General features: G+C 75.0%; 19 protein-coding genes. 9 read left to right on the forward strand and 10 right to left on the reverse strand.

The window, feature by feature from the left end:
• Window positions 1–356: 356 nt before the first annotated feature.
• The 4 genes from BIV57_RS19295 to valS form a co-directional block, all read right to left on the reverse strand.
• Entirely contained in the window at window positions 357–1751 is a 1395-nt protein-coding gene (locus BIV57_RS19295) for a serine hydrolase domain-containing protein (RefSeq protein ID WP_071658109.1), read from the reverse strand.
• Window positions 1752–1789: 38 nt separating this feature from the next.
• The gene (locus BIV57_RS19300) at window positions 1790–2341 is read right to left on the reverse strand and encodes a DUF4383 domain-containing protein (protein ID WP_071658110.1); all 552 of its coding nucleotides are present in this window, start codon (window positions 2339–2341) and stop codon (window positions 1790–1792) included.
• Window positions 2342–2430: 89 nt separating this feature from the next.
• The gene (locus tag BIV57_RS19305; RefSeq protein WP_071658111.1) at window positions 2431–3561 is read right to left on the reverse strand and encodes a PP2C family protein-serine/threonine phosphatase; all 1131 of its coding nucleotides are present in this window, start codon (window positions 3559–3561) and stop codon (window positions 2431–2433) included.
• A 136-nt stretch (window positions 3562–3697) separates the two neighbouring features.
• Window positions 3698–6271, reverse strand: coding sequence for a valine--tRNA ligase (gene valS / locus BIV57_RS19310; RefSeq protein WP_071658112.1), 2574 nt, complete (start codon window positions 6269–6271; stop codon window positions 3698–3700).
• 90 nt (window positions 6272–6361) lie between these two features.
• Here valS and BIV57_RS19315 point away from each other — a divergent pair, with 90 nt between their 5' ends.
• Window positions 6362–6964, forward strand: coding sequence for a GNAT family N-acetyltransferase (locus tag BIV57_RS19315; protein WP_071658113.1), 603 nt, complete (start codon window positions 6362–6364; stop codon window positions 6962–6964).
• A gap of 664 nt (window positions 6965–7628) precedes the next feature.
• On the opposite strand, the gene BIV57_RS19320 is transcribed toward BIV57_RS19315, so the two are convergent.
• Together BIV57_RS19320 and BIV57_RS19325 are read right to left on the reverse strand one after the other, a co-directional pair.
• On the reverse strand, window positions 7629–8318 hold the full coding sequence (locus BIV57_RS19320; protein ID WP_071658114.1) for an ABC transporter ATP-binding protein: 690 nt from the start codon (window positions 8316–8318) through the stop codon (window positions 7629–7631).
• A complete protein-coding gene (locus BIV57_RS19325; protein ID WP_071658115.1) occupies window positions 8315–9394 on the reverse strand; it encodes an ABC transporter permease in 1080 nt (359 codons plus the stop codon). Before BIV57_RS19325 ends, BIV57_RS19320 begins: the two co-directional genes overlap by 4 nt.
• A 150-nt stretch (window positions 9395–9544) precedes the next feature.
• Here BIV57_RS19325 and BIV57_RS19330 point away from each other — a divergent pair, with 150 nt between their 5' ends.
• A complete protein-coding gene (locus BIV57_RS19330; RefSeq protein WP_245797810.1) occupies window positions 9545–10876 on the forward strand; it encodes a sensor histidine kinase in 1332 nt (443 codons plus the stop codon).
• Window positions 10873–11505 (forward strand): response regulator, encoded by a 633-nt coding sequence (locus tag BIV57_RS19335; protein WP_071658116.1) that lies wholly within the window; start codon window positions 10873–10875, stop codon window positions 11503–11505. Before BIV57_RS19330 ends, BIV57_RS19335 begins: the two co-directional genes overlap by 4 nt.
• A gap of 19 nt (window positions 11506–11524) precedes the next feature.
• On the opposite strand, the gene BIV57_RS19340 is transcribed toward BIV57_RS19335, so the two are convergent.
• Window positions 11525–13165 (reverse strand): LCP family protein, encoded by a 1641-nt coding sequence (locus tag BIV57_RS19340; protein WP_245797811.1) that lies wholly within the window; start codon window positions 13163–13165, stop codon window positions 11525–11527.
• A 264-nt stretch (window positions 13166–13429) separates the two neighbouring features.
• On the opposite strand from BIV57_RS19340, the gene BIV57_RS19345 reads away from it, so the two are divergent.
• Window positions 13430–15361 (forward strand): AfsR/SARP family transcriptional regulator, encoded by a 1932-nt coding sequence (locus BIV57_RS19345; RefSeq protein ID WP_071658117.1) that lies wholly within the window; start codon window positions 13430–13432, stop codon window positions 15359–15361.
• 81 nt (window positions 15362–15442) lie between these two features.
• Here the strand turns inward: BIV57_RS19345 and BIV57_RS19350 are convergent, their stop codons facing one another.
• Entirely contained in the window at window positions 15443–15922 is a 480-nt protein-coding gene (locus tag BIV57_RS19350; protein ID WP_071658118.1) for a DUF4262 domain-containing protein, read from the reverse strand.
• A 204-nt stretch (window positions 15923–16126) separates the two neighbouring features.
• Here BIV57_RS19350 and BIV57_RS19355 point away from each other — a divergent pair, with 204 nt between their 5' ends.
• Window positions 16127–19012, forward strand: coding sequence for a penicillin acylase family protein (locus tag BIV57_RS19355; RefSeq protein WP_071658119.1), 2886 nt, complete (start codon window positions 16127–16129; stop codon window positions 19010–19012).
• A 174-nt stretch (window positions 19013–19186) separates the two neighbouring features.
• Here the strand turns inward: BIV57_RS19355 and BIV57_RS19360 are convergent, their stop codons facing one another.
• Entirely contained in the window at window positions 19187–20053 is an 867-nt protein-coding gene (locus tag BIV57_RS19360; RefSeq protein WP_079170493.1) for a patatin-like phospholipase family protein, read from the reverse strand.
• Window positions 20054–20261: 208 nt separating this feature from the next.
• On the opposite strand from BIV57_RS19360, the gene BIV57_RS19365 reads away from it, so the two are divergent.
• Complete coding sequence (locus BIV57_RS19365; protein ID WP_071658121.1) at window positions 20262–20777, forward strand: DUF4267 domain-containing protein; 516 nt, start codon at window positions 20262–20264, stop codon at window positions 20775–20777.
• Here the strand turns inward: BIV57_RS19365 and BIV57_RS19370 are convergent.
• Window positions 20729–22822 (reverse strand): glycosyltransferase, encoded by a 2094-nt coding sequence (locus BIV57_RS19370; RefSeq protein ID WP_071658122.1) that lies wholly within the window; start codon window positions 22820–22822, stop codon window positions 20729–20731. The genes BIV57_RS19365 and BIV57_RS19370 overlap by 49 nt on opposite strands.
• A gap of 276 nt (window positions 22823–23098) precedes the next feature.
• Between BIV57_RS19370 and BIV57_RS19375 the strand changes: the two genes are divergently transcribed.
• The 3 genes from BIV57_RS19375 to BIV57_RS19385 form a co-directional block, all read left to right on the forward strand.
• On the forward strand, window positions 23099–24136 hold the full coding sequence (locus BIV57_RS19375) for an ArsR family transcriptional regulator (RefSeq protein ID WP_071658123.1): 1038 nt from the start codon (window positions 23099–23101) through the stop codon (window positions 24134–24136).
• Between the two features lie 10 nt (window positions 24137–24146).
• Complete coding sequence (locus BIV57_RS25390) at window positions 24147–25391, forward strand: TolB family protein (protein WP_107409632.1); 1245 nt, start codon at window positions 24147–24149, stop codon at window positions 25389–25391.
• 18 nt (window positions 25392–25409) lie between these two features.
• Window positions 25410–25903, forward strand: a 494-nt coding sequence (locus BIV57_RS19385) for a class I SAM-dependent methyltransferase (protein ID WP_071658124.1), incomplete at its 3' end; no start/stop codon positions are given.

The raw sequence follows: 25903 nt of genomic DNA on the forward strand, positions 1-25903 counted from the left end.
CGGTGTGCGGAGTGCCGCGCCTCTGCCCTGCCCGCCGCCCCGGCGCTTCGCGCCGTGGGGCGGGGGGTGTCCGTGGGGGGCTGCTGGGTCGGCGTGCGACGTGCCGTGGCTCTGCCCGGCGGGCCGGACGGCGTCTTGCTGCCGCGAGATCGGCGGGGTGCCGGGGTGGGCGCGGCGGGGGCGCCGTGGGAGGTCGTTGGGTCGGCGTGCGGAGTGCCGCGCCTCTGCCCTGCCCGCCGCCCCGGCGCTTCGCGCCGTGGGGCGGGGGGTGCGCCCGTGGGAGGCTGCCGGGTCGGCGTGCGACGTGCCGTGGCTCCGCCCGGCGCGTCCGTCGGCGCTTCGCGCCGCACGCGGGCTTACAGGCCGTGCCAGCCTGCGCCGTCGACGCCGCCTGGTGCCCCCTCGCCGTACGGCTCCCGGGTGAAGACGAAGGACCCCACGTCCAGCCGGCCGTCGACGACCGCCAGCGGCTCGCCCGCGTAGTACCCGTCCTCGCCGACCCACTCCCGCTCGCCCACCGGGCGGAACCGCGACGCCCGCCCGTATCCGCCCACCGGCCCCAGCTCCAGCACCCGGCCCGCCCGCAGCCGCACCGCCATCGGCGCCGCCCCCCAGTACCAGACGCCCGTCAGCGCCAGCAGCCCCTCGTCCGCGTCCCCCGCCGGCATCGGACGCCACTCCGCCAGGGCGTCCCCGGTCAGCTCCCCGCTGCGCACCACCTCCCGCGCCAGGTCCACCGACAGCGACGCCGAGGCGAACCCGCTCGTCGCGTTCGCCATCGCGACGCCGCTCACGCCCGTCCCCGGGTCGATCCACAGGCCCGCCACGAACCCCGGCATCGACCCGCCGTGCCCGAAGAGCGCCCGCCCCCCGAACCCGTCCCGCCGCGCCACCTGCAGCCCGAACCCGTACCCCTCGGAGTCCTTCGACCCCGGCGCGCCGCCGCTCGCCCGACTCCGCATCGCCTCCAGGGACTTCAGGCCCAGCACCCGCTCGTCGCCGCGCAGCAGGAACCCCGCGAACCGGGTGAGGTCCCCGGCCGTCGACCACAGCTCGCCGGCCGGCGCCATCACCCCGGTGTGCTGCACCTTCTCCTTCATCAGCAGGTCCGCCCAGGGATGCACGGCGAACCCGCCGGCCGAGGTCCTGCTCGGCAGCGCCGCCGTCCGCGCCAGGCCCAGCGGCACGGTGATCCCGTCCCGCACCGCGTCCGCCCACGGCACCCCGCGGTGCCGCTCCACCACCGCGCCAAGCAGCGCGAACCCGGGGTTGGAGTAGTGGTGGACGTCCCCCGGGGCGTGCACCCGCACGGGGTCCCGCAGCACATCGCCGAGCGCCGGACGCAGCGTCCCCGGCGTCCGCTCCCACCACGGCGACGGCGTCTCCGCGGTCAATCCGGAGGTGTGGCTGAGCAGTTGGGCGAGCGTGGCGTCCGCGACGGAGTCCGGCAGCTCGGGGAGGTGCTTGCCGACCGCGTCCCCCAGGCCCGCCAGGCCCTCCTCCACCAGGCGCATCACCAGCACCGCGGTGAAGGTCTTGGTGATCGACCCGATGCGGTACTGCACATCCCGCCCGGGCGCGTGCCCGGGGACGCAGGAGACGGAGTCCCACCACAGCAGCTCCCCGTCGCGTCCCACCGCTCCCACGGCGGACGGCGCGCGCCCGTCCGCCTGCGCCTGGAGGAGCTTGCGGGAGAGCACGCGCCGCGTGGCACCGCTCAGTTCGAATTCCTGCTCAGCAGCATCGGTCATGCACCGGAGCCTACGATCCCGGGTCTGCGATCCCGGGTCTACGATCCCGATCCCAGCATCTTCCGGGACCGCCCGGCGTCGGGGTGCCCGGGATGCCGGGCCCGCCAGTAGGGATTGTCGTGCGGCAGTCTGCCGACCACCCGCCCGTACATCCCGAAGACCATCAGCACCAGCCCGAAGACGAAGCTGAAGAGCACGTTCGACATGGTGAACGCGAGGAAGTTGACCGAGGTGTCCAGCACCGCCAGGCCGACGAACCCGCTCAGCACGAAGAGCACGCCGAAGACGGTGTTGACGGTGGAGGCCGTGTTGCCGCCGATCACCGCGCCGGCCATCAGGACGACGCCGACCAGGACGGAGAGCGCGCCGAGCGCGCCGTTGGTGGTCATGCCGGCGATGCGGGCGCCGTGGGTGGCGAAGAAGCCGACCTCGTTGACGATTCCCGCGATGCCGAAGAGGACGAGCATCAGCCCTCCGACGCCGGCGCCCCAGCGGTAGACCTGGGCCAGCCGGTGGTCGACGGCGTAGCGCTCGTCGAGCTCGGCGGCGCGGTGGTGGTGTTGGTGCTGGTGTTGGACGAGGGCATTCATGGGAGTCACCTCCCGGAGCGGACACAAGCCACGAATGGTCCCTTAGGTCAGGTTTACCCCTGTTTGACCGCCGGTGCCCCCGCGAACGGCTACGCGATCGCCAGCAGCGCCAGATCGTCCCCCAGCCTGCCCCCGCTGTGCCGGCGGGCGTCCTCGCCGAGGTGGCGCAGCAGCAGGTCGAGCGGGGCGTCCGCGCCGCGCCGGGCGAGCAGCGGGCGGGGGTCGTAGAACTCCCCGGCCGAGTCCCGGGCCTCCACCAGGCCGTCGGTGAAGAGCAGCAGCACGTCGCCCGGCGTCCAGGGCACCACCCCGATCGGCCCGCCCGAGGTGTCGCCGACCAGCGGGCCGAGGCCCAGCGGGGCCCGCGAGAAGGCCGGCGCGATCGGCTCCACCGTCTCCCCGCGCAGCCGCAGCGGCTGCGGATGGCCGCAGTTGACGACGCGCAGCTCGCGCCGGTCCTCGGTGAGCTCGACCAGCACCGCCGTGGCGAACGACTCCAGCTCGTACTCGCTCTCCGCGCCCTCGCCGTCCTCCGCCTCCGCGGCCCGCCGCCGGGTGCTGGCGAGCCGCAGCTGGGCGGCCTCCATCCAGCGGGCGGCCTGGGCGAGGTCCCGGGCGTGGTGCGCGGCCTCCCGGAAGGTGCCGGTGAGGGCGGCCACCGTGTCGATGGTGCCCAGTCCCTTGCCGCGGACGTCGCCGACGACGGCGCGCAGCCCGAACGGGGAGTCCTCGACGGCGTAGAAGTCGCCGCCGATCCGGGCGGGGCTGTAGGCGGCGGAGTAGCGGGCCGAGACCCGCATCCCGCCGAGGCGCGGCGGCAGCGTCGGCAGCACCGCGCGCTGCGCGGTCTCCGCGATGGTGCGGGCCGTCTGCAGCTCGGACTCCCGGCGGTAGCGTTCCCAGCAGACGTAGAGGCTGATCGCCGCCAGCAGGTACTGCAGATAGAGCTCCAGCATCGCCTCGCCGTCGTGCCAGTGCCAGAGGAAGACCATGGCGGTGGCGGTGCCGACGCTCAGCAGGGTGATGATCACCGCGTCGATGCGGCGCATCGAGATCGCCGCGATCGCCGGCGGCACCGTCAGCACGAAGGTGGCGGTGTACCCCGGTGGGGTGAACAGGTCGTAGGCCACCCCGCCGACGATGATCAGCAGACAGGTGACCCAGACGCGCACGCGCAGCCCGGCCGTGCGGCGGCCGGTGGTGAGCTGCTGGGGGCGCATGGGCGTCCGTGTCCTCTTCGGGCGGAATACAGGGATCTTCTGCCCGATTCTGACGCGAACGCCCAGGAAGCGGCGAATCTTCGCGCTGTGAGCTTGGCCCCGTCGGGGGCGCGGGCGGCCGGACCCCGGCCGCGGCTCACAGCCGGACGGCGACCTCCAGGGCCTCGTCCTCGCCGATCTCCACCGGCCCGGTGACGTGCCCCGCGGCCACCACGTCCGGCAGCACGTCGCGGACCACCGCGGGCCCGCGCACGGCCAGGCCCACCACCTCGGCCCGCATCGAGGCCTTCGCCTCGCTCTTGGCCCGCCGCACCGCCGCGATCAGCTCCGACGCCACCCGCAGCGCGTCCGCCGCGCCGTCGGGCGCCGCCGCCGCGCCCTGCGGCCAGGCCTCGCCGTGGATCGACGGCGCGTCCTCGCCGTACCGCTCGTGCCAGGCCTGCTCCGTCGCGAACGGCAGCACCGGCGCCAGCATCCGCAGCAGCGCGGAGAGCGCCACCGAGAGCGCCGCCCGCGCCGAGGCGGACGCCGCCGGGGCGCCGGTGTCGCCGTAGGCCCGGGCCTTCACCAGCTCCAGGTAGTCGTCGCAGAAGGTCCAGAAGACCCGCTCGACGGCCTCCAGCGCCCGCGCGTGGTCCAGCCCGTCCAGGGCGCGCGCCGCCTCCGCGGCGACCGCGTCCAGCTCGGCGAGCATCGCCCGGTCGAGCACCTCGGTGACCGCCTCCCGGCCGCCCGGCTCCTCGCCGACCACGCCGATGACGAACCGGGCCGCGTTGAGCACCTTGGTGGCGAGCCGGCGGCCGACCCGCATCTGGCCGGTGTCGAAGGCGGTGTCGGTGCCGGGGCGCGCCGCGGCCGCCCAGTAGCGGACCGCGTCCGACCCGAACTCCTCCAGCAGGTCGACCGGGGTGAGCGGCTTGCCCTTGGACTTCGACATCTTCTTGCGGTCCGGGTCGAGGATCCAGCCCGAGATCATCGCGTCCGAGAACGGCAGCGACCCGTTCTCCCGGTCGGCGCGGAGCACCGTCGAGAAGAGCCAGGTCCGGATGATCTCGTGGGCCTGGGGCCGCAGATGCATCGGGAAGACCTTGGCGAACAGCTCCGGGTCCCGCTCCCAGCCGCCGGCGATCTGCGGGGTGAGGGAGGACGTCGCCCAGGTGTCCATGATGTCGGTCTCGGCGGTGAAGCCGCCGGGCACGTCCCGCTGCGCCTCGGTGTACCCGGGCGGGGTGTCGGTCGCCGGGTCGATCGGCAGCGCGGCCTCGTCGGGCGCGATGGCCTTCTCGTGGACCGGCTCGCCCTCCGCGTCCAGCGGGTACCAGACCGGCAGCGGCACCCCGAAGTAGCGCTGACGGCTGATCAGCCAGTCGCCGGCGAGGCCCTCGACCCAGTTCTCGTAGCGGGTGCGCATGTGCGGCGGGTGCCAGGCCAGTTCGCGGCCGCGGGCGAGGAGCCGCTCGCGCAGCTCCGGGTCGCGTCCGCCGTTGCGCAGGTACCACTGGCGGGTGGTGACGATCTCCAGCGGCTTGCTGCCGTTCTCGTAGAACTTCACCGGGTGGCTGATCCTCCGCGGCTCGCCGAGGAGTTCGCCGCTCTCCCGGAGCATCGCCACGATCCGCTCCCGGGCGGTGTGCGGGGTGGCCCCGGCCAGCCGCGCGTACGCCTCCCGGGCCGCGTCGGACTCCAGCGCGGCGGGCGGCTCGGCGAGCAGCCGGCCGTCGAAGCCGAGCACGGAGCGGGTGGGCAGGTCGAGCTCGCGCCACCAGACGATGTCGGTGGTGTCGCCGAAGGTGCAGACCATCGCGAGCCCGGTGCCCTTCTCCGGGTCGGCGAGGCGGTGCGCCAGCACGGGCACCTCGACGCCGAAGAGCGGGGTGCGCAGGGTGCCGCCGATCAGCGCGGCGTACCGCTCGTCGGACGGGTGCGCCACCACGGCCACGCAGGCCGGCAGCAGTTCGGGGCGGGTGGTGGCGATGACGGCGTCGGTCGCGCCGTCGGGGGTGGTGAACCGCAGGTCGTGGAAGGCGCCGGGGCGTTCCCGGTCCTCCAGCTCGGCCTGCGCGACGGCGGTGCGGAAGGTGACGTCCCACAGCGTGGGGGCGTCGGCGGTGTACGCCTCGCCGCGGGCCAGCGCGCGCAGGAAGGCGCGCTGGGAGGCGGCGCGGGAGTTGTCGTCGATGGTCCGGTAGGCGAGCGACCAGTCGACGGAGAGGCCGAGGCGGCGCCACAGCTCCTCGAAGGCCTCCTCGTCCTCCTCGGTGGCCCGCCGGCACAGCTCGATGAAGTTGCGGCGGGAGACGGGGAGTTGGCGGGCGGGGTCGTTGGAGCCGGCGGGGGCCTCGGCGGGCGGGGTGAAGTCGGGGTCGTAGGGGAGCGAGGGGTCGCAGCGCACGCCGTACCGGATCTGCACGCGGCGCTCGGTGGGCAGGCCGTTGTCGTCCCAGCCCATCGGGTAGAAGACCGCGTTGCCGCGCATCCGGCGGTAGCGGGCGATGACGTCGGCGTGGGTGTAGGAGAACGCGTGGCCGATGTGCATGGCGCCGCTGGCGGTCAGCGGCGGGGTGTCGATCGCGTAGACGTCGGAGCGGGGCGCGGAGCGGTCGAAGGCGTATACCTGCTCGGCGTCCCAGCGGCGGCTCCATACCGCGGCCAGGCTGTCGAGGGACGGCCTGCCGGGTGCCTGCGTCTGGGGTCGAGTGGTGTTCGCCATGGCGGGACATTACCGGAACGACGCGGATCCCTGTCTGTATTAATACATCAGTTTATTGTGTCTAGAACGAAATCGTGTAGGGTCCGGGCCATGGTTGCGAAGAGACCTTTGCCGACGGTCCTGACGGGCGAGCGGGTGCGGCTGGAGCCGCTGCGGATCGATCACCTCGGTGATCTGTTCGCGGCGGGCGGCGGCGACGAGGAGGTCTGGCGCTGGCAGCCGGGCCGCGCGCCGCAGACCGAGGCGGAGCTGGAGCAGGTGATGCGCGGTGTCCTCGATCCGTCGCGGGGCGGGGTGTGCTTCGCGGTGATCGACCGTCAGGACGGCGACCGCGCGGTGGGGTGGACGGGCTTCTGGGACATCAGCGAGGCCGACGAGCGCGTCGAGATCGGGTGGACCTGGTACGCGCGCAAGGTGTGGCGGACGGCGGTCAACACCGAGTCCAAGCTGCTGCTGTGCACGCACGCGTTCGAGGAGCTGGGGATGGGGCGGGTGGCGTGGAAGACCGACCACCTCAACGCCCGCTCCCGCGCGGCGATCGCGCGCCTGGGGGCGCGCGAGGAGGGGACGCTCCGCCGCCACCGCCGCCGCGCGGACGGCACCTGGCGCGACACGGTCTACTTCTCCATGCTCGCCGAGGAGTGGCCCAAGGCCAAGTCCCGCCTCACATCCCGCCTCCAATCCCCCCACTGACCCACCCCGGGCGGCACGCCCAGCGCTTCCGCTGGCGCGAGCGGGGGGAGGCTGGCGGTGGTCGGTACCGGGTGTGTCGCCGTGGCTCGCGGGTATCGGCGGCTGCCGGCGCCGCCGGCACCGCGCCCACCCCGGGCGGCACGCCCGGCGTTTCGCGCTGGCGTGCGCGGGGGGACCTGGCAGCGGGTCGGCTCCGGGTGTGTTGCCGGGGCTTTGCACGGTGCCGGCGGATGCCGATGGCGCTGGCACCGCGCCCGTCCCGGATGGCACGCCCGGCGCTTCGCGCTGGCGTGAGCCGGGGGAAGGCGGACGGCTCCGAGTGGGTTGCCGGGGCTTTGCACGGGTGTCTGCCACTATCGACGGTGCCGGCGTCGCGTCCACCCCGGGCGGCACGCCCGGCGTTTCGCTCTGGCGTAAGCGGAGGGACCGGCGGTGGTCGGTACCGGGTGTGTCGCCGGGGCTCGCGGGTGTCGGCGGATGCCGGCGCCGCCGGCACCGCGTCCACCCCGGGCGGCACGCCCGGCGTTTCGCGCTGGCGTGAGCCGGGGGACCTGGCAGCGGGTCGGCTCTGGGGGTGTTGCCGGGGTTTCGCACGGTGTCGGCGGGTGCCGATGGCGCTGGCGCCGCGTCCACCCCGGGTGGGGTGCCGGGGTTCAGGGCGGCATCACCGCGCGGACCGGACGGGGGACGTCAAGCGGCCGTCGCGGAGGGCGACGACGCGGTCCGCGACGGAGGCGTTCTCGAGGTCGTGCGTCACCACGACCCCGGCGACGCCCTGTTCGCGGACCACCTCCGCGAGCAGCGCCATCACGTCCGCGCCCCGCTCGCGGTCCAACGCGGAGGTGGGCTCGTCCACCAGCAGCACCGCCGGCCGCGACATCAGCGCCCGCGCCACCCCCACCCGCTGCCGCTCGCCCCCCGAAAGCTGGTGCGGACGCCGCCCCTCCTTCCCGGCCAGCCCCACGCGCCCCAGCAGCTCCTCCGCCCGCGCGCGATCCGCCGCGCGAACCCGCCTCCCGCCGATGTGCGCCGCCAGCAGGAGCTGGTCACGCGCCGTCAACGACCCCAGCAGGTTCGCCTGCTGGAAGACGAACCCCACCCGCTCCCGCCGCAGCCGCGCCGCCGCGCCGCCGCGCAGCGACCCCGCGTCGACGCCCCCGACGACCACCCGTCCCGACTCCGGCGGCGTCAGCGTCCCCGCCACCGCCAGCAGCGTCGACTTGCCCGAGCCCGACGGGCCCGTCACCGCCACCAACTCGCCGCCGGCCACGGCCAGATCCATGCCGTCGAGGATGATCCGGCGCCGCTCCCCGTCCGGGTAGCCCAGCGTCACCGACTCCAGCTCAAGACTCATCGCGCCGCTCCCAACGCCGTCAGCGGATCGACGGACGCCACCCGGCGCACCGTCACCATCGAACCCACCAGTCCCACCACCGTCATCAGCGCGAACGGCAGCAGCACCGTCCCCGCCGAGACCTGGTACGGCGCCGCGCGCGCGGCCAGCGAGCCCGCGCCGAAGGCGACCGCCGTCCCCGCCGCGCCACCGACCACCAGCACCACCACCGCCTGGGCCAGCGCGTCCCGCAGCAGATAGCCGCGGGAGGCGCCCATCGCCCGCACCACCGCCAGATCGTGCGCGCGCTGCACCGTCCACACCGTGAAGTACGCGCCCACCACCAGCGCCGAGACGATCAGCAGCAGCCCGCGCATCAGGTTGAGCGAGGTCTGCTCGGCGCTGTAGCCGTCCACCGCGCCGTACGACTTCGCCAGCGTCAGCGTCCGGGTGCCGGCCGCCGCGTCCACCCGCGCCGCGGCCGCGGGGGAGGCGAGTCGCAGCGCCAGCACCGTGGGCTGCTGGGCGCGGGTCACCTGCTGCCAGGTGGTCAACGAGGTGAAGACCACCGGCAGATGGGCGAAGGACCCGGTGTCCTCGATCGCGTCGACCGTCACCGTCCGGCCGCCCAGCGCGACGCGCTGCCCGACGCGCAGCCCGGTGTCGTCCGCGAACGTCCGGTTGATCTGGATGCGGCCGTCCGCGGTCGGCCGCGGCGCCAGGTCCGAGCCCGGCCCGGCGCCGAAGACGCTCACCGACTCGCTGCGGCTCCCGTGCCGCTCGCCGCCCGCCGCCCACGCCAGCTTCGCCGCGCCGGTGCCGAGCGGCCGCGCCGACTCCACCCCGGGCACCGCGCCGGCCTTCGCCGCCGCCCCGGCAGGCAGCGAGCTGCCGGTGAACGTCGGGCTCTGCCCGGTGGGGCGCTGGAAGGCCAGATGGTCGGCGGGCAGCCGCTGCAGCGCGGAGACGCCGGCCGCGCCCAGGCCCGCGGTGAGGCCGGAGAGCATCACCACCATCAGCGTGAGCAGCGCGACGACGGTGCCGAGGAGGGCGAACCGGCCGCGCGCGAAGCGGAGGTCTCGGAGGGCGATGAACATGTCCTCAAGCCTCCGGCCGGTAGGGGTGCGGGCGCGTCGCGCGCCGGATGGGAGCCGCGGACCCGAAGGTTGGGTCCCGGCCTCCCACAAAAGTTGGAGACGGCGCCTCGGCGGGAGGAAAACCGCCGCCATCGAGGATCATGGGAAGAGATGTCCGAAACCGCCCCGAATCCGCCGCCGCCTCCGCGCACCGGACCACCCGCGTCCGCCGCGTCCGCCGCGTCCGCCGTGCCCGAGGTGCCGGCCGAGCTGCGCGCCACCGACCCCATGCACGGCGGCCGCGGGCGCCCCAACGCCCTCACCGTGCTGGCCTGGGCCGAGCACCTGCTGTTCGTGCTGCTCGCCGCCGTCGCCGCGGCCCGCCTCGGGATCGGCCCGGCCGGCCCCGGCCGCACCGCGCTGGGCGCCCTCGCGGCCGTGGCGCTGCTCGGCTGGTACGCCGGCGGCGCGGCGCTCGCCCGCCGCAGCGGCCGCACCTGGGCGGGCCCGGCCTGGCTCGGCGGGCTGGTGGTGCTGTGGGCGGCAGCGATGCCGCTCTCCTCGGACTTCGTCTGGCTGGCGTTCCCGCTCTTCTTCCTCTGCATGCACCTGCTGCCGCTGCGCTGGGCGCTGCCCTCGGTGGCGGTGATCACCGGCGCGGCCGTCGTCGGGTACGGCGCCTCCGTCGGCTTCAGCGTCGCCGGGGTGCTCGGCCCGGCGATCGGCGCGGGCGTCGCCGTGGTGATGTCCGCCGTCTACCAGACCCTGCAGCGGGAGAGCGAGCGGCGCCGGCTGCTCCTCGCCGAGCTGGTCGAGACCCAGGCCCAACTCGCCGCCACCGAGCGGCAGGCCGGACGGCTGGCCGAGCGCGAGCGGCTCGCCCGGGAGATTCACGACACCGTGGCGCAGGGCCTCTCCAGCATCGTGCTGCTGCTCCGCGCCGCCGAGGGCGAGCAGGGCGAGGACGTCCGCCGGCACGTCCGCACCGCCTCGGCCACCGCCCGCCAGGCGCTCGACGAGACCCGGCGGGTGGTGCGGGCGCTGGCGCCCGCCGCGCTGGACGGCCGCCCGCTCACCGACGCGCTGCGCCGGCTCGCCGAGGACGCCCGGGAGGGCGCCGGCCTGGACGCCGAGTTCACCGTCGACGGCGAGCCGTGCGCGCTGCCCACCGGCGTCGAGGTGGCGCTGCTGCGGGTGGCGCAGGGCGCGCTCGCCAACACCGTGGCGCACGCCGGCGCGCGCCGGGTGCGGATGGCGCTCGCCTTCCAGCCGGACGCGGTGACCATGGACGTCGCCGACGACGGGCGCGGCTTCGACGCGGCCGCCGTGGAGGCGGGCCGGGGCCGCGCCGCCGAGACCGCCGGGACGGGCTTCGGGCTGCGGGCGATGCGCGGCCGGCTCGCCGAGGTCGGCGGCGAGCTGGTGGTGGAGTCCGCGCCGGGGGAGGGGACGGCGGTCGCCGCCCGCATCCCGCTGGACGCGGCGTCCGGGGGCGCGTCATGAGCGCGGTGCGCGTGGTGCTGGTGGACGACCACCCGGTGGTGCGGGCCGGGCTGCGGGCCTTGCTCGCCGCCGCCGACGGCATCGAGGTGGTCGGCGAGGCCGGCTCGGCCGACGAGGCCGTGGCGCGGGCCGCGGCCGGCGGCGCCGACGTCGTCCTGATGGACCTCAACCTGGGCGGGGGCGGCGACGGCGCCGAGGCCACCCGCCGGATCCGGGCGCTGCCCGAGCCGCGGCCCCGCGTCCTGGTGCTCACCACCTACGACAGCGACGCCGACATCCTGCGGGCGGTGGAGGCCGGGGCGACCGGCTACCTCCTCAAGGACGCCGAGCCGGAGGAGCTGCTGCGCGCCCTGCGCACCGCCGCGTCGGGGGAGACCGTCCTCGCCCCGGTGGTCGCCTCCCGGCTGGTCTCCCGGATGCGGGACCCGGCGCCGGCGCTCACCTCGCGGGAGGCGGAGATCCTGCGGCTGGTCGCGGAGGGCCGCTCCAACCGGGCCATCGCGCGCGGGCTGTTCGTCACCGAGGCAACGGTGAAGTCCCATCTGGTGCACGTCTTCACCAAGCTGGGCGTGGACAGCCGCACCGCGGCGGTCGCCGAGGCGCGCCGCCGCGGGCTGCTGCCGCGCTGAGCGGGTTTGGATCCCGGGATCACGGAGCCGAGTCGGGCTTGTCCTTCGCCTCGGCGTAGGCCTGGGTCGGCGTCATCGGGACGCCGTTCAGCGAGACCGTCTTGAAGCGGCTCACCGGCGCGCAGCCCGAGGACTTGCCCCCGGCCGTCTGGGCGTGCGCCCCGTCGGTGGCGTCCGAGGAGGATCCGCCGGACTTCCCGCCGCTCGAACCCGAGCCCGAGCCGGAATCCGAACCCGAGCCGGAGCCGGTGCCGCCGGGATAGCTGGTGCCGGTCGGCCAGTCGGTGCCCACCACCAGCACCAGCCCGGCCGACGACCCCTGCTTCAGATGCGAGGACGGCAGCCCCAGCGCATCCGCCGCCGCCTGCGCCTCGGCCTTCTCGCCGGGCCCGTACCAGAGGGTGGTGGAGGCCGTCTGGGTGGCGTTGGCGGTGCCGCCGGCGGCGAAGCCCTGCGCGGTCAGCGCCTGTTGGACGGTGGAGGCGCGGCCGCGGGCCGTCGGGCCGATGCCGTTCTCGACCGTCACCGAGACCTTCGCCCTGTCGACCGAGGACCCGGCGGACGCCGACGGCGACGCTTTGCCCGTAGCCGACGCGGCCACCTTGGACTTCCCGCCCGAGGAGGTGGTCAGCGACTGGTCGTTCTTGATGGCGTTGAAGAGGTTGTAGGCGGCCGGGAGGATGTGCACATTGCCCGCGTCGTCCAGCTGGTTCTGCATGGTGACGAAGGTCATCCGGTCGGACGGCACCTTGTTGACGTCCTCGCCGAGCCCGACCAGCTTGGTGATGCTCTTGATCCCGTTGTCCACGGTCAGCGCGTTGGTGGCGGCGTTGGCCAGCGAGTAGAGCTTGGTGGGGTTCGCCAGCGTGCCGGCGCCCTTCATCTTCCGCATCAGCGAGGAGAGGAAGAGGTGCTGGGCGTAGGTGCGGCCGATGTCGGTGCCGGTGCCGAAGGCGTGCCGGGAGCGGACGAACTCCAGCGCCGCCAGGTTCTGGAGGGTGTGGTCGCCCTTCTTCAGCTTCAAATGCGAGTAGGTGTCGTAAACGTTGTCGCTGACGCAGACCTGCACGCCGCCGACCGCGTCCGACATCTTGATGACGCCCTGGAAGTCGACCATCGCGAAGTGGTCGATGGGGATGCCGGTCAACTGGTGGACGGCGGCGACCGTGCAGCCTGGGCCGTACTGCAGCGAGGCGTTGATCTTGTCGTAGCCGCCGGCGAAGGACTGCTTGGTGTCGGGGTCCTTGCACGCCGGCAGCTGCATCTTCAGGTCGCGGGGGATGCTCATCACCGTCGCGTTGGAGCGGTCGGCGCTGATGTGCACCACCATCTGCACATCCGCGTTCTGACCGGGCCCGCAGTCGCCGCCGATCTTGCAGTCGGCCTTGTTGCTGCGGCCGTCCGAGCCGATGGCGAGGATGTTGATCGGGGTGCGCCCGTAGGCGTCCGGCTTCTCGCTGCCGGCGTCGCCGCTGGTGCCGTTGAAGAGCGAGGAGCCCTTGATGTTGCCGTTGAGCTTCTCGTAGACGAACGCGCCGCAGCCCGCGACGACCAGCACGAAGAGCGAGGCGATGATCGCGCCGATCTTCAGGGGGCTGCGCTTCTTCCGAGGGCCTCGGGAACGGTGGGTGCCGGCGCGGCCACCCGTGGTAGCCATCATGAGGCGCGGGGAGAAGCGCTCGGCGGTGCGGTCGTCAATACGGCCATCGGTGGTCCTCCTAGGCTTCTCAGTCACTGAAGACGCGCGACGTCCGCCGAAGGTTGGGTTGGTAACGAACACGCATGGCAATGCGGCGCCCCTGCTGGGAACCCCCGGGGGATCCCTATCCTGCAAGCATGCGTCATCCCGTGCCCCTTGTGTCCTGCCCTGCGAGACCGGTTCGCCCAGTAGTCTCGTCCCGTAACGGCGTGCGAGGGAGCTGAGTTGGAGTTCGCACTGCTGGGAACCGTAGCCGTCCGTGGTCCGGACGGCGCCGAAATCGATCTGGGACCGGCCAAGCGCCGCAGCGTGCTCGCGCTGCTGGCGCTGCAGCCCAACACGGCCGTCCCGGTGGAGCGCCTGGTCGAGGCGCTCTGGGAGGAGGAACCGCCGGAGCACGCCCGCACTGTCATCCAGGGCCATGTCTCCAAACTGCGCACCGCGCTCGCCGGCGCCGACGCCGAGGCGTTCGGCGTCGAGCTGGCGACCCGCGGCTCGGCGTACCTGCTGCGCCTGCCGCCCGAACTGATCGACGCCCACCGGTTCGGCGAGCTGGTGGCGCTGGCCCGTCCCCGGGAGGCGCCGTCGGACGCGGTGCCGCTGCTGCGCGAGGCGCTGGCGCTCTGGCGCGGTCCGGCGCTCTCCGGGACCGTGACCAGCCCGCCCTTCGCGGCGGCCGCGCACGCCCTGGAGGAGCGGCGGATCAGCGCGGTGGAGGCGCTGGCGCGCGCCTACGACGCGAAGGGCGAGCACGAGGACGCCGCCGCGGTGCTCTACGACGCGGCCGTCGCCCACCCGCTGCGGGAGGGGCTGATCGCCGAGCTGATGCTGACCCTCTACCGGTCCGGCCGGCAGTCGGACGCCATCGAGTGGTTCCACCGCACCCGGCGGCTGCTCGACGAGGAGCTCGGCATCGACCCGGGCCGCCGGCTCAACCAGGCCTACGAGGAGATCCTCCGGGCCGAGGCGGAGCCGGAGGCGGCGCCGTCCCGTCCGGCCGACCCGCGGGCGGCGGCCCCGGCCGAGCAGCGGCCCGCCGATCCGCGCGCCGCGGATCCGCGGGCGGCGGTCGATCCGCGGGAGGCGCTGGCCTCCGCCGGGCCGGCCGCGCACACGGTGCCCCGGCTGCTGCCGCGGCCGCCGGCCCGCTTCCTCGGCCGGGAGGCCCAACTCGACGCGCTCACCGGGGTGCTGACGGAGAGCGGCGCGGCGGACGGCGGGGGACCGCTGGCCGTGGTCTCCGGCCCGGCCGGGGTGGGCAAGACGGCCTGCGCCGTGCAGTGGGCGCACCGGCACGCCGAGGCCTTCCCGGACGGGCAGCTCTTCGCCGACCTGCGCGGCTTCGGGGAGGGCGGCGCGTCGGGGCAGGCCCGGCCGGCCGATGTGCTGCGGGACTTCCTCTCCGCGCTGGGCGTGCCGGCCGAGCAGCTGCCCTCGGGGGAGGAGGCCGCCTCGGCGCTCTTCCGCACCCTGGTCGCCGACCGGCGGATGCTGGTCGTCCTCGACAACGCGGGCGGTTCGGCGCAGGTGCGGCCGCTGCTGCCGGGCGGACCGCGGAGCGCGACGCTGGTCACCAGCCGCAGCCGGCTGGACGGGCTGGTCGCCACCGAGTGGGCGCGGCCGGTGGGGCTGCGGGTGCTGGAGCCGCAGGAGGGCGTCGCCCTGCTCGGCGCCATGCTCGGCCCCGACCGCATCGCCGACGACCCCGAGGCGGCGCGCGAGCTGGTGGCGCTCTGCGGCGGGCTGCCGCTGGCGCTGCGCGCGGCTTCGGCGCAGCTGGCGGCGCGGCCGCGGTGGCGGCTCGCCCGGCTGGCGACGGCGCTGCGCGACGAGCGGCGCCGGCTGAGCCTGCTGTCCGTGGAGGACACCGGGATCGAGACGGCGCTGCGGATGTCGGTGGCCCGGCTCTCGGCGGACGACGCGCGGCTGCTGGAGGCGCTCGGCGAGGGGCTGGGCCTGGAGGGCGCGATCGACGCCTCCGCGGCGGCGGCGCTGGCCGGCGCGTCGCCGGATCAGGTGGAGGAGTCGCTGGAGCGGCTCGTCGACATGCACCTGATCGACGAGGAGGCGACGAACCGGTATGTGATGTCCGATCTGGTCAAGCTGTTCGCACGGCGCGCGCACGACTCCCACGAGGACGGTGGCGCCGCGGGGTGAGAGGTCGGCCCCCGCGCCACGGCTGAGTCCGGGGCACTCGCGCAGTTCCCCGCGCCCCTGACGGGGCGCGGGGTTCTGCCGTCACAGCAGGGGCTGATCCCCCGGCCCGTCGTACCTCGGCTCGCCGGGGAACCTCCCGTGGCGGTCCGGCGCTAGGACCTGCCAGACCGGGGGCGGGGCCGACGCCCCGAAGAACGCCGGGAGGAGCGTGAACTCCTCCTGGCGGCCGGCCCGCCGGAGCCGCAGCGGGAAGCCCTCCGCCGCGGCCTCCAGGACCAGCCCCTCCGCGGGGGCCAGGCCGGCGAGGACCAGGCGGTCGGCCGCCGAGCCCAGGACGGCGGCCGCGCACCCCGGATCCATCCCCGCGACGGCGAGCTCGTACCGCCGCCCCGGCCAGTGCGCCAGGCCGATGGTGTACGCGAAGGGCGGTGCGTCGTCCTCCGCCGGGACGCGCCCGCACTCCTCGCACTGCTCGCAGTAGTCGCCGCCGACGTACTGGACGACGTACCCCTTCTCCTCGATCGCCGCCTCGATGCCCCGCAGATAGCGTGCGTCCACCATGCCGGTCCACCCCCTGGATCCCGCCTCGGCCGGGCCCTTCCCGACCCACCGTCAACTACGCCACGCGTTCGCCCCGTTGCGCCGCCGAAGCGTCCGGAATCGCTCGAACGGGTGAACGGCCAAGGCGCCATGTGCATGCCCTCTTCCACAACTCTTTACCCGCGAGTAGCGTGATCGGCCATCCATCGCGAAGAGGGGAAACGCATGGCCGGAGCAACCCGCAAGCTACGCCGCGGTTTAACGGCGGCCGTCACCGCACTCGTCCTCGCCGCGGCCGGCGCCCCCGCCGCGACCGCCACCGGCCCGGCGGCCGCCGACACCGCCGCGGACCAGTGCGGCGGCCAGTGCGGCGACATCCTGCCGCCCGGCGAGAACGGCAACGCCACCCTCGCCGACATCCTCGCCAACCGGGCCCTCGGCACCCACCCCGCGCACACCGACGACCAGCTCCCCACCTACGCCGAGCTCGCCGACGACTACCGGTCGCTCACCGACTCGACGATCAACAGGTACTTCAACGACTCGTCGTTCGGCGTCCCCGCCGGCCAGGTGGAGAGCAGCACCACCATGCAGGCCGGCGGCGGCAGCGTCACCATCGTCCGCGACAAGGCCGCCGGCATCCCGCACATCACCGGCACCACCCGCGCCGCCACCGAGTACGGCGCCGGCTGGGCCGCCGCCAACGACCGGCTGTGGCTGATGGACCTCTTCCGCCATGTCGGCCGCGGCGAGCTCAGCTCGTTCGCCGGCGGCGCCGCCGCCAACCGGCAGCTGGAGCAGTCCTTCTGGGCCGCCGCGCCCTACACCGAGGCCGACCTCACCCAGCAGGTGCGGTCGATCGCGAGCAGCGGCCCGGCCGGGCAGCAGGCGATGGCCGACATCGACGCCTACCTCGGCGGCGTCAACGCCTACGCCGCCAAGGCCCACAGCGACCGCGACTTCCCCGGCGAGTACGACCTCACCGGCCATATCGACCCGATCACCAACGCCGGCGGCATCGCGCCCTTCACCCCCGAGGACCTGGTCGCCATCGCCGGCGTGATCGGCGCGCTGTTCGGCAGCGGCGGGGGCGGCGAGGTGCAGTCCGCGCTGGTCAAGGAGGCCGCGGACGCCCGCTACGGCACCGCGAAGGGCGACCGGGTGTGGGCCGCGTTCCGCGAGGAGAACGACCCCGAGGCCGATCTGACGGTCCATGACGGGACGTCCTTCCCGTACGCCGCCAGCCCCGCCCACCCCACCGGCGTGGCGATGCCCGACCCCGGCTCCGTCACCGCCCAGCAGGAGGTCTTCGACCCCACCGGCTCCGCGGCCGCCGGCGCCCGCCAGCTCGCCCCCGCGGGCGCGAGCGCCAAGGCCCCGGCGAAGCTCGCCCCGCTCAAGGGCGTCTTCGACAAGGGCGTGCTGCCCGGCGACATGCTCACCGCCAAGCACGGCATGTCCAACGCCCTGGTGGTGAACGGCAAGTACACCGACGACGGCCACCCCATCGCCGTCTTCGGCCCGCAGACCGGCTACTACGCGCCCCAGCTGCTGATGCTGGAGGAGCTGCAGGGCCCCGGGCTGCACGCCCGCGGCGCCTCCTTCGCCGGCCTGAGCATGTACGTGCTGCTCGGCCGCGGCCCGAACTACGCCTGGAGCGCCACCTCCGCGGGCCAGGACGTCACCGACACCTTCGCCGTCAAGCTCTGCGCCCCCGACGGCTCGGCCACCGGCACACCGAGCAAGGACTCGCTCTACTACCGTCAGAACGGCGACTCCGGCCCCTGCACCAAGATGGAGACGCTGGAGCGCGACGACTCCTGGAAGCCCACCCTCGCCGACCAGACGGCCGCCGGCTCCTACAAGCTGATCGTCTATCGGACGCGCTTCGGGCTGGTCCAGTACCGCGCCACGGTCGGCGGCGCCCCCGTCGCCTACACCAGCCAGCGCTCCAGCTACCGCCACGAGGCCGACTCCATCATCGGGTTCCAGGCCTTCGACGACCCGGCGCGGATGGCCACCCCGGCCGACTTCCAGCAGTCCGCCGCCGAGGTCAACTTCACCTTCAACTGGTTCTACGCCAGTGACCGGCACACCGCGTACTTCAACTCCGGCGGCAACCCCGTGCGGGCCTCGGGGATGGACCCGAACCTCCCCGCCGACGCCGCGCAGGAGTGGCAGGGCTGGAACCCGGACACCGGCGCCTCCGCCCAGGAGCCGGCCGCCACCCATCCGCACTCCGCCGACCAGGACTACTACGTCTCCTGGAACAACAAGCAGGCGCTGGGCACCACCGCCGCCGGCTTCGGCGACGGCAGCGTGCACCGCTCCAACCTGCTGGACTCCCGCGTCAAGGCGCTGGTCGACCGGGTGCGCGGCGGCGGCGCGGCGATCACCCGGGCGCAGATGGTGCAGGCGATGGAGGACGCCGCGGTCACCGATCTGCGCGGCGAGGACGTGCTGCCGAAGATGCTCGCCGTGATCGGCGACCCGTCGAAGGTGACGGACCCGCAGCAGGCCGCCGCCGTCCAGGAGCTGACGGCCTGGCAGCGGGACGGCGCCCGCCGGGTGGAGACCTCGGCGGGGAGCAGGACCTATGCGGACGCCGACGCCATCCGGGTGATGGACGCCTGGTGGCCGCTGGCCGTCGAGGCCGAGTTCAAGCCCGGCCTCGGGGACGGCCTCTACACCGCCCTCACCGGCGCGCTGCAGATCAACGAGTCGCCGTCCGGCGGGCAGAACGGCGGCACCGGCTCCTCGGACGTCAACGAGTCGCAGCCGCACAAGGGCTCGTCCTTCCAGTACGGCTGGTGGTCCTACCTGGACAAGGACCTGCGCACGGTGCTCGGCCGGCCGGTCGCGGGCGGCCTCGGCGACGGCTACTGCGGCGGGGGCTCGCCGTCCGCCTGCCGCACGGTGCTGCTGACCACCCTGGGCCAGGCCGCGGCCGAGAGCGCGTCCCAGGTCTACCCCGGCGACAGCAGCTGCAAGGCCGGCGACCAGTGGTGCGCGGACTCGATCGTGCAGCGGCCGATGGGCGGCGTCACGGACGGCACGATCGGCTGGCAGAACCGCCCGACGTACCAGCAGGCGGTGCAGTTCACCGGCTGACCGCGCGCGGCGGCCGGAGCGCAACGACGGACGGGCCCGTCTCCCTTGGCGCCGGGGCAGTTGGCGCGGGAGGCGGTCCCGTCCGTCACCATTGATCCTGGGCCGTCCCGCTAACGCGCAGCTAACGCCGTGCTGGTGGATTCGCGGCGGGCCGGACGGCGGCGGCGCGGGCCGTCAGGAGGCGGCGCGCAGCCGCCGGGTGCCGGTCCGCGGCGGGTTCTCCGCCAGGTAGCGGGAGGCGGCGTCGTAGCCCGCCGAGATGCGGCGCCGGATCAGCTCCAGCTGCCCGCCGCGCCGGCGGGTCTTCTCGTTCTCGTCGCGCACCTCGTCCTCGCCGCTGGGCAGCACATGGACGGTGACGCCCTTGCGCGGCCGGGAGATCTCCGCCTCCACCGCGTTGCGGCGGCTCAGCTCGAAGGCGACGTGCCCGACCTCCCACGGCATCCGCGGCGTCTTCAGCGGGTGCGCGGTCTGCCGCAGTTGGAGGACGTAGATGTCGGTGGCGCCCATCGTGACCGCGCGCCCCACCGGGAGGCTGTCGACGAGGCCGCCGTCGAAGTAGTGCATCCCGTCGATCTCCACCGGCGGCCAGAGGCCCGGGACGCAGGAGGAGGCCATCAGCGCGGGGACGACCCGGCCCTTGTCGAAGTAGACGACCGAGGACGTCTCGATCGAGGCGCCGGTGGCCTGGAAGGGGATCCGCAGGTCCTCGAAGCGGGTGTCGCGGCCGATGTAGCGCTCGATGATGCGCAGCCGCAGGGTGTCGTTGGTGAGCCCGGCCCGGCGGTGCTTGACGTTGTCGAACCAGCCGCTGAACGTCGGGTTCATCACCCCGGAGGCGGCCCAGTTCATCCACAGGTCCGACAGCTCGTGGACGACGGACGGCGTCGGGTTGGCCGCCAGCATGGCGCCCTGGATGGAGCCGATGGAGGTGCCCACCACCAGCTCGGGCACGACGCCGGACTCGAAGAGCGCGCGCAGCATGCCCTCCTGATGGCCCCCCAGCGCCCCGCCGCCGCCGAGCACGAATCCGACCGTCATCCCGACCACTCTCCTTAGCGCCACTGGCTCGTCACGGGCCACTTCACCGGCGCGCGGGCGGTCCCGCCTCCCCGCGCCCGCCGCCCGGGTGACGGAGCGTCGGCGACCATTTTTCTAGCATCGCTAGACAGTCTTTCGATGACACTGCTACTGTCGCTCCTGTTCCTAGCGCCGCTAGGTCACGTGAGTCCCGGACAGGAGCCCGACCATGACCCGCTCGCCCCTGCGCACCACGACCACCGTCTTCGCCGTGCTCATCACGGTGGCCGCCGCCTCGTTCGGCATCCAGTTCCTGGTCGTCCCGGAGTACGCCGCCTCCGGCTTCGGCCTCACCCCCTACCCGACCGGCAACGCCGCCGGCTACTTCATGACCAAGGCCGGGCTCGACCTCGCCCTCGCCGCCGGCCTGGCGATGCTGCTCATCCGCCGCCAGCGCCGCACGCTCGGCTGGGTGGTCCTCCTCGACGCGATCGCCCCGATCTTCGACGGCACCGCGGTCATCACCCACCACGGCCCGCTCGCCACCGCCCTCGGCGTCCACTGGGCGACCGCCGCGTTGATGATCCTCACCGCCGGGCTGCTGCTCCGCGAGAAGCCCCGGGAGGCCGCCGCCGCAGCCGACACCGCTGCCGGCGCGGCCGCCGCCGACTCCGCCCACGACGCGGTGACGGCGCCTCAGCGCGGCCTGACCGTCACGGCCACGTCCCCCGCCTCGGTGCGGTAGGGCTCCACCCGCAGCACCACCGCCCCCGCCCCGCGGCCCTTGGCCGCGGGGCGCCGGCGTCCCAGCGCCACCGCCAACCGCCGCTTGACGTCGATCCGCTGACGGGCCCGCGCCTCGAACCCCGCCACGCCCGGCAGCGCCCGCCCCTCCGGCGCATGGGCGAGCACGCTGCGCGGACGGATCGTCTCCCCGTCCGAGCCGCCCAGCCGCAGATGCAGGTCCCACACCCGGGCGCCGCCCTTGCCCCCCTTGGCGGCGTCCGCGGCGAGCCCGGCGGCGAACCCCCGGCACGGCACCACCAGGCGGAAGGCGCGCTCCCCGGTCCACGAGCCCGAACCGGTGAACTCCCGCCCCCGCCCGCCGCGCAGCCGCAGCACCGGGACCGGCGCCCCGTCCGGCACCGGCCCGGGGCCCACCAGCCGGCCGAGGAGCACCAGCTTGCGGCCCTCCGCGCGCACCTCCTCCACCTCCGGGCTGAGCGGGAAGTTCCAGCTCCGCAGGTAGAGCCGGCCGCTGCCGCCCTCCAGGCCCGGCCGCACCAGCCGCACCGGGCGACGCAGGTCGCCGACCCAGCCGTGCGGCGGGGGCGCCGACTCCAGCCTGCCCGGGCGCACCGGCAGCGGCATGTCCCCGCCGCCGGGATGCAGATGGACGTCCCACAGGCCGGGCGCGAACGCCTCGTCGGGGGCGGTGCGGACGGTGCCGTCCGCGTCCGGGACGAGCGGCACCCGCAGCGTGCGGTCCTGCCGGGCGGAGCAGACCAGCAGCGGGGCGCCCTCCGCGGCCGGGTCGATGCCCCCGGCGCCGGGCGGCGCGCCGTGGCGCAGCCGCAGCACCACCGTGCCGTCCGGCTCGGTGCCCGCGTCCACCACCGGCAGCTCCTCGTGCTCGGGGACGCGGCGGGTGGACGGGGCGAGCCCGCCGATCAACTCCTCGTACTCGGCGGCCAGGTTGGCCGGGTCGAAGCGCGCCGACTCCGCCAGCGCGGCGGCCGCCATCAGCGCCCGCCGCTCCGGGTTCTCGATCAGCGAGCGCAGCGCCGCCGCCATCGCCGCGGCGTCCCCGACCGGCACCAGCAGGCCGTCCTTGCCGTCCCGGATGATCTCGCGCGGCCCGTAGTCGCAGTCGGTGGAGACCGCCGGCACCCCGCTGCGCATCGCCTCCACCAGCGTCATCCCGAACGACTCCCGGCGGGACGCGGACGCGGCGATCGAGGCCCGCGCCCACTCCGGCGCCAGGTCCGGCACGGGGCCGCGGAGCACTGCCCGGCCGGCCATCCGCCGCCTGGCGATGCGCCGTTCCAGATGTTCCCGCTCCGGGCCCTCCCCGAAGATCTCCAGCCGCCACCGCGGGTGGTGCGGGGCGAGCCGGGCGAAGGCGTCGATCAGCAGGCCGTAGTCCTTGCCGGAGGCGAGCCGCCCGGCGGCCACGATCAGGTTCTCGCGCGGCACGCCGCCGTCCGGCGGGGGCGGCGGCGCGGGGACGCCGTTGGCGATGTGGTGGATGCGCGGCGCCAGCCGCGGCAGCGCCGCCCGGTAGGCCTCGGCGTCGGCGGCCGAGACGGCGACGAAGGCGTCCATCGCCGCCAGGTAGGGGTACATCTCGGCGCGCAGCGCGCCCTTGTGGTGGTCGCGGGCCAGGTGCTCCTGGCCGATGCGGATCCGTCCGGCGCCGAACCGGGCCAGATAGGCGATCAGGCCCGGACGGGTGCCCACCAGCACATCGGCGTCGGTGGCGGCGCAGTACTCCCGCACCCGGCGGTCCGTCAGCGCGCTGTACTGCCGGAAGCGCGCCTCGTGGCGGGGGAAGCAGCGGGACGCCTCGGCCCGCAGCGGGTGCTCGCGGTCCGGGCCGCCGGGGCGGACGTCCAGCAGCGCGGTGACCCGCACCCGCGGGTCCGGGGTGAACACCGCCTTGTCGTGGCTGCGGAAGACCGAGACGATCTCGACCTGGTGGCGGTCGGCGAGTGCCGCGGCCAGGTTCAGCGTGGTGCGGTTGGTGCCGCCGATTCCGTAGACGTTGTGGATCAGAAAGGCGATCTTCACGGGCGGTGCTCCGGCTTCGTGTGCGGTCGTCAGCGCAGAACTCCACGGCGGAGCCCCCGAACTGACCGACCGGCAGATGTCGGCTGCTTCGGGTGCTGCTGGCCCTGCTGTGGATATTCACTTCCTTGGCGATCGCACGTACTTCGACCATCCGGACCCGGAATGGGTTGCACCCGCTTTCGGGCGAGGCTGCGGACGCGGGGCGGGGCGGGGGTGGATCCTGGTGGGACGCGGGTCCGGAGCGGGCCCCCGGGCGCGGTGCGGAGGCGGGGCGGGATGAGCGAGGACCAGGGCACGGGGTGGGGCGGCCAGCTGTGGGCGGCCGCCGATCTGCTGACGCCGATGGCCGTCCGGGTGGCGGCCACCCTGCGGCTCGCCGACCGGATCGCCGAAGGGCGGCGCTCCGCCGCGGAGTTGGCCGAGGCGACCGGCGCCGATCCGGGCGCGCTGCGCCGGGTGCTGGCCCGGCTGGTCACCGCCGGCGTGCTCACCGGGGACGACGGCGCCTTCGGGCTCACGCCGACGGGGGAGCAACTGCGCGACGACCACCCGGACGGCATGCGCGCCTGGCTCGACCAGGACGGCTCGGTCGGCCGCGCCGACCTGTGCTTCGTCCGGCTGCTGCACACCGTCCGCACAGGCGAGCCGGCGTTCCCCGAGCAGTACGGCCGCCCCTTCTGGGAGGACCTGGCCGCCGACCCGGCGCGCTCCGCCCACTTCGACGACCTGATGAGCGCCCGGATCGCCGAGGACGTGCCGGAGGTCGCCGCCGCCTACCCGTTCGGCGAGCTGGGCAGCGTCGTCGACGTGGGCGGCGGCGACGGCACCCTGCTGATCGCCGTGCTGCGCGCCCATCCGGGGCTGCGGGGAGCGGTGTTCGACCTCCCGGGCCCGGCGTCCCGCGCCGAGCGGACGCTCGCCGACGCCGGCCTCGCGGACCGCGCCGAGAGCCGGGCCGGCAGCTTCCTCGACGGCGTCGAGCCCGCGGGCGCGGGCGGCTACCTGCTCTCCGGGGTGCTGCACAACTGGGACGACGAGGACGCCGCCCGCATCCTGCGCAACTGCGCCGCGGCGGCCGGCGACCGCGGACGGATCCTGGTCGTCGACCACTTCGACGCCGCCGGCAGCACCGGCGATCCGGGCAGCGAGGGCGATCTGCGGATGCTCTGCTACTTCAACGGGCGGGAGCGCGGCCTCGCCGAGCTGGACGCGGTGGCCGCCGCGGCCGGGCTGCGGGTCGGCCCGGTCACCCCGGCGGGGTTCCGCTCCTTCGTCGAGCTCGTGCCCCGCCGGGATGTCCGCCCTGGCGGCTAGCTTCCCTTCCATGCCCACCGTTTCGAAGACCGCCGCGGTCGGCGCCGTCGAGCGCCTGATCGCCCACCCCCGCCTGCCGCTGCTCGCCGGGCTGGACGCGGAGCGGCCGGCCGTCCATCTGCTGTCGCCCGCGCCCGGGGGCGGCGCCGTCCGCCGCATCACCACCGTCGGCGGCGAGTCGGAGCCGTACGGGGACGCCTTCGGCTGGGAGCGGTACCGGCGCACCCCGGCGGCGGCCTGGCATCCCGTCGAGCCCGTGCTGGTCGTCTCCGGCGAGGAGTACGCGGTGCGGCTGACGCCGTCCGGGACGGAGGCCGCCGAGGGCGTCCGCGCGGGCTGCCGCGACCTCGCCTTCCACCCCGACGGCCGCACCCTGTGGGTGTCGCCGTCCGCCGCGGCCGACGGCGCCGACGTCGTCGAAGGCACCGACCGCACCGACGTCGTCGACGTCGCCACCGGGCGCGTCACCCGGGCGCCCTGGTGGGACACCGGCGTCGCCCAACACCCCGCCGGCGGGCTGCTCCTGACGTTCCGCAGCGACCAGGGCGCCACGCTCGGCCTCTTCGCCCGGCCCGCCTCCGACGGCGGCGGCGCGATGCACGTGCTGCGCCGCGCCCTGGTCCTGGACGTCGACGGCTACGAGACGCCCGTCTTCAGCCCGGACGGACGGCACTTCGCGATCCGCGGCAACGCCTACGGGAACACCCTGGAGGTGTTCGCCTTCCCGTCGCTGCGGCGCGAGATGCGGGCCGTCCTCGGCGAGCCGTCACCCGGTTACCCCTACCCGCAGGAGTGGTTGGACGGGATGCAGGCCTGGTCGCGGCAGAACCTCGCGTACACCGCCGAGGGGCTGTGGGTCGGCACCCCCGAGGGGACGCTTCTCCAGATCGACGTCGCCTCGGGCGAGGCCGTCACCCACGACCTCCTCGACGGCGCGCGGATCACCGCCCTGGCATCGACGGCCTCCGGCGCCCTGGCCGTCGCCACGGCACGCGGCGAGCTGGCGACGGTGGAGATCGAGGGCGCCGGCGCACCCTCCGCGCCGCCGTCCCGCGAGCCGGTCGACGCCTTCCTCGCCGGCACCGCCGAGGTCGCCGACCCGTGGGCCGACCCCTGGGCGCAGGAGGGCCTCGTCCTCACCGACGGCGATCGCACCTGGGAGTCGTCCGACCTCGACGAGGTCACCGAATCGTCCCCGGCCGACCCCGGTTGGCTGCAGATCCAATCCTTCATGAACCAGGCGCGCCGCGACTGAGCATGCTGTGATCGGGGGATGCCTGCCCTGCCGAAGCCCGTGATCGACGCCCTCGCCCGCCTCAACGCCGCCTACCCCTGGGACCACAACTCCCGCTACCACGGCTGGATCCTGCGGCAGCTCCCGGCGCGCACCGGCACCGCGCTCGACGTCGGCTCGGGGACGGGCGACCTGGCCCGGCTGCTCGCCACCCGCGCGGACCGCGTCACCGGCATGGACGTCGACGCGGACGTGGTCGCCCGCGCGGCGGCGCACACGCCGGACGCGGCGCGGGTGGCGTTCACCGTCGGCAGCGCCCCGGACGGGCTGCCGGCCGGCCCCTTCGACGCCCTCACCTGCGTCGCCGCCGTCCACCACCTCCCGTTCGACGAGGCCCTCGCCGCCTTCCGGGACCGCCTCGCCCCGGGCGGCACCCTCGCCGTCGTCGGCCTCTACCGCTCGGCGGGCCCCCTCGACACGCTCATCGACCTCACCGCGGTCGCCGCCAACCCCCTGGTGGGCCTGGTCCGCAA

The organism is Mangrovactinospora gilvigrisea (genome assembly GCF_001879105.1).
Lineage (GTDB): Bacteria > Actinomycetota > Actinomycetes > Streptomycetales > Streptomycetaceae > Mangrovactinospora > Mangrovactinospora gilvigrisea.